Source organism: Roseburia sp. 1XD42-34, assembly GCF_009917385.1.
In the GTDB taxonomy this organism is placed as follows: domain Bacteria; phylum Bacillota; class Bacilli; order Bacillales; family Amphibacillaceae; genus Virgibacillus.
Genome location: NZ_QWLJ01000079.1, coordinates 1 through 3,536 on the forward strand (window position 1 = coordinate 1; position 3,536 = coordinate 3,536).

The 3,536-nt window shown below is 32.8% G+C and carries 5 protein-coding genes; 2 read left to right on the top strand and 3 right to left on the bottom strand.

What is annotated here, in order from left to right; translation table 11 throughout:
• Together D1839_RS19995 and D1839_RS20000 are read right to left on the bottom strand one after the other, a co-directional pair.
• The coding region (locus tag D1839_RS19995; protein WP_199690475.1) for a hypothetical protein at window positions 1–386 on the bottom strand (386 nt) is incomplete at its 3' end.
• Between the two features lie 236 nt (window positions 387–622).
• Window positions 623–1,579 carry a S8 family peptidase gene (locus D1839_RS20000; RefSeq protein WP_158589717.1) on the bottom strand — a complete coding sequence of 319 codons (957 nt, stop codon included), beginning with the start codon at window positions 1,577–1,579 and terminating at the stop codon, window positions 623–625.
• A gap of 80 nt (window positions 1,580–1,659) precedes the next feature.
• On the opposite strand from D1839_RS20000, the gene D1839_RS20005 reads away from it, so the two are divergent.
• A complete protein-coding gene (locus D1839_RS20005) occupies window positions 1,660–2,349 on the top strand; it encodes a DUF4258 domain-containing protein (RefSeq protein ID WP_120381528.1) in 690 nt (229 codons plus the stop codon).
• A 3-nt stretch (window positions 2,350–2,352) separates the two neighbouring features.
• A complete protein-coding gene (locus D1839_RS20010) occupies window positions 2,353–2,733 on the top strand; it encodes a DUF2283 domain-containing protein (protein WP_120381529.1) in 381 nt (126 codons plus the stop codon).
• 221 nt (window positions 2,734–2,954) lie between these two features.
• Here D1839_RS20010 and D1839_RS20640 read toward each other — a convergent pair.
• Window positions 2,955–3,536 (bottom strand): N-acetylmuramoyl-L-alanine amidase (locus D1839_RS20640; RefSeq protein WP_199690477.1); only part of this gene is annotated, 582 nt, incomplete at its 5' end.

Sequence of the window (3,536 nt, forward strand, 5' to 3'; positions counted from 1 at the left end):
GGTTGCTGATAGCTTTTGTTTAGTGCCTTAAAAAGATTATTGGTAATACCGCCCTCTATTTGCTTTAGATTCGCCCAAATATCATTACGATCCACACGCATCATCGCGTTTCTAGAAAGCGGTGAAATATACCTAGTAGTGTCCGTTACATAATTTTCAAATAACGATAGTAAGTCATTGATCTGTGTTTCATAATTTGCAATTTTTTCTTTTGAGGTGCTAATGTTCTGATCCCATGCTTCAACACTTTTTCCCTCATTTGTTTGCATAAAGGTCGTTACCTTATCCAGCGAATCGTCCATTTTTTCTAAAGCACGCTTATATTTCCGAAGTTCGCCAATAATATCATCCAAAACCCCATAATTAATTTGTAAGTCACGCTTCACGAACTATCCCCCTTCTCCCTATCCTTTTAAATCCCCTTGTTATGAAGACATTTCAGTTTTCTTCCTCTATGTAAATCTTAATGGTAAATTAACCCATACACCATGCGTCTTTTTTCCTTGTTTTCACATAGGTGGTTTTTACTACGTAAACTTTTTTGTTAAGAAAAAATCCCACCTCCTCATAACTCTTTTCGATTATAGTTACAGGAGGTGGTATTTAAACTTGTAGATAAAATCTATAATTTTTTAATTTTATATTTTTTTATTGTTAATGTTGTAATTACTAACATCACAAAAGCAATTGTAATATAAAATAGAAGGTGATTGTTTTTGTCAAAATAAGTTATAGCTTTCTCCTCTTGTAGTATTCCATTTCCATAGTTAAACTTATCACTTTTAGTTTTAGCTGTTTCTATTATCGATTTTTTAATTTCTTCAGCGCTTCGGTCTCCCACATATTCCTTCATTAAGGCTATAAAGCCAGCTACGTATGCAGCCGCTACAGAAGTACCACTTTGCCTAATTGTTTCATTATTTAAACTGTAACCTGTTAAATCATGTCCAGGAGCCATTATATCAATTTTGTTTCCTCTACTAGAGTTAAACAACCTCTGATTATTATTATCAACCGCACCAACCCCTATAACTTGTTTAAATTTAGCAGGATACCTAATAGAATCTCTTTCAGATATACCGTCATTTCCTACTGCTGAAATTAGTATAATATCATTGTTATAAGCCTTTTCAATTGCCTTTTTAAGCTTTTCAGATTTCTCCCTCCCTCCTAGACTCATTAATATTATATCTACTTCTTTATTGGCAGCCCATTCAATTCCTTTAATGATATCTTCGTATTTCCCTTGACCAGCCCTTTCCAATACTTTACCAATAAAAATATCAGCTTCTGGAGCAATTCCGTATTTATCAGATCCAATTAAACTATACATAAAAGTCCCATGGCCGCTTAGATCTATAACACTACTTGATTTTGTGAAATTTTTTTTTGATTTTATATTAAGACCTGTTACATTTTCTGAAATGCCTGTATCCAAGATAGCTATAGAAACACCTTCACCTTTAATGCCATATTCATCCTTTACCCTTTCAATAACATCTAATTTTTCTGCTTTCAAAGGATTTGTACAAAAGAGTAAATAAATAATAATTATTACAGATAATAGTTTTTTAGCCAAAAAAATCCTCCTTTATATTTACAGTTTTATGTAATTATAATATAATTACATGGAAAATATTATAAATTGGGGGAATTTTTATGAAAAAAACTAAAAAAATACTTATTGCATTAATGTCTTTTTGCCTAATTTTTTCAACCCTAGGCCCGCACTTAGTATCAGCAACCGAAAAAGAAGCCGTAGGGCCTAGAAATAATTCACCACTATCTGACAAAGAGTTACTAGACTTAAAAATTAGTCAAATGATAAATAGTGAAAAGGTTTTACGCAATGTAAACACCGTCAATTCCAATATGTCAGAAGACGTAGCTGAAGAATTGGTTCGAGATATTAATAATTTAAGTGAAGAAAATTATCTAATTGATGAAGAGACCTTAGCTTATATAGATTCTATTAATCCAGATATAGATGTACAAGAGCTACTTGATCAAGAACTATTACTAAATAATGAGCTAAATAGTTATAACGAAGCTGAAGCTTTAATCGCTCCTTGGGTTATAAAAGGTGCTATAGCAGCAACTGGAGCTCTTTTAAGAAAAGCCGGCATACAAACACTAAAAGTTAGCTTTCACTTAGGAAAAAGAATGATACAACGAGGGATTGATCCAATAGAAGTTTATAATGCAATTACAAAAGGTAAAAAATATTATGACCCTAAATATAAATCTACTGTGTACCACTATAAAGGTATTGCTGTAGCTAAAAAGGGTGGAACCTTAACAACAACTTATAAATCAAGCAAACCTAAATCAAGATGGAAGAGGAGATAGTTTATGTTTGATAGAATAGAATATGATGAAGAAGTAGAAATTGGATATATCCATATTTTTAATGACCAATATAAATATAAAATTGAAGAGACGGAAGAATTAGAAGTAAATGAGTTTCTAGCTTTAGACGTTGATCAAGAACAAAGAATTATTGGCATTGAAGTTTTTGATGAAGAAGGAATAAGATTAAAAGAATTAAGGGGAAAGAAAGAAATCTTTAAAGAAACCACTAACGGTTATTCATTTAGAGCATCAGATAAACCTGTGCTCAGTAAATTTTCTTATAACGGCATAGATTTTTGTTTTGCGCAAAAAAACTATACAGAATTCGTAGGTTTAGATATTGTGGACAAGGAAAAATATCCATTAGAGTATCTATCCTAATTAATCTAAACGTTTTATTTACATTAGCCCCATAAGGACGAGGCTTTTAATATTATCTTTTATAAATATAAACACCAAACAACTTATAAACACAAGCCACAACCACCAATATTTAATTAAAAGTTGTCCTTGAGTGAGATTTATGAGATCACTAATAAATTGCATGGTATCAAATCCTTTATTTAATTACCCCATCCAACTAAGGACGGGGCTTTTTAATATTAATACACATCTTTTTTATACACCCAAGACATAATACCATCGAGCAGCACCCGATCAGATTTAACCTGTTTAATCTTATAGCTATTGCCTTTAACAAAGTCAGCAATCGATTCGCCAGTCGCAAATTTGCTGGCTGATTTTTTTACAGTGACTTTCTGCCCGACTTTAAATGATTTGGATTTTGGCTTGCTGGATGAGGTAGAACCGCCTTGCAATTTATTTAACAACGTAACGTTTTGGCTAGCTGTACCACTGTAGTTTTTAATGCCATACTTTGCAGCTAAACGCTTGCGATTATTAAAGCTTGAATCCATGCCATGGGCTTTAAGATAATCCACTATGCTGTCATATTTTTTAGATGGTTTAGTAGGCTTGCTAGGCTTAGAGCCGCCTTTGATACCAAAGTAATCAGCAATGGCATCAGCTAAAGCCTTGCCTGCACGCTCTAGCTTATCGTCATCACGCATGACTTTAATATCAATTGTAGAGTCCATAAAGCCACCTTCAATTAAAATGGCGGGCATACTGGATTCACGCACCATATGAAGGTTTGCTGTTTTTATCCCTCGATCTCGTAAACC

What these genes read in the sequence shown, in the direction of transcription:
- D1839_RS20005 (WP_120381528.1), top strand. Translation starts at nt 1,660, where the DNA reads ATGAAAAAAACTAAAAAAATACTTATTGCATTAATGTCTTTTTGCCTA.
- D1839_RS20010 (WP_120381529.1), top strand. Translation starts at nt 2,353, where the DNA reads ATGTTTGATAGAATAGAATATGATGAAGAAGTAGAAATTGGATATATC.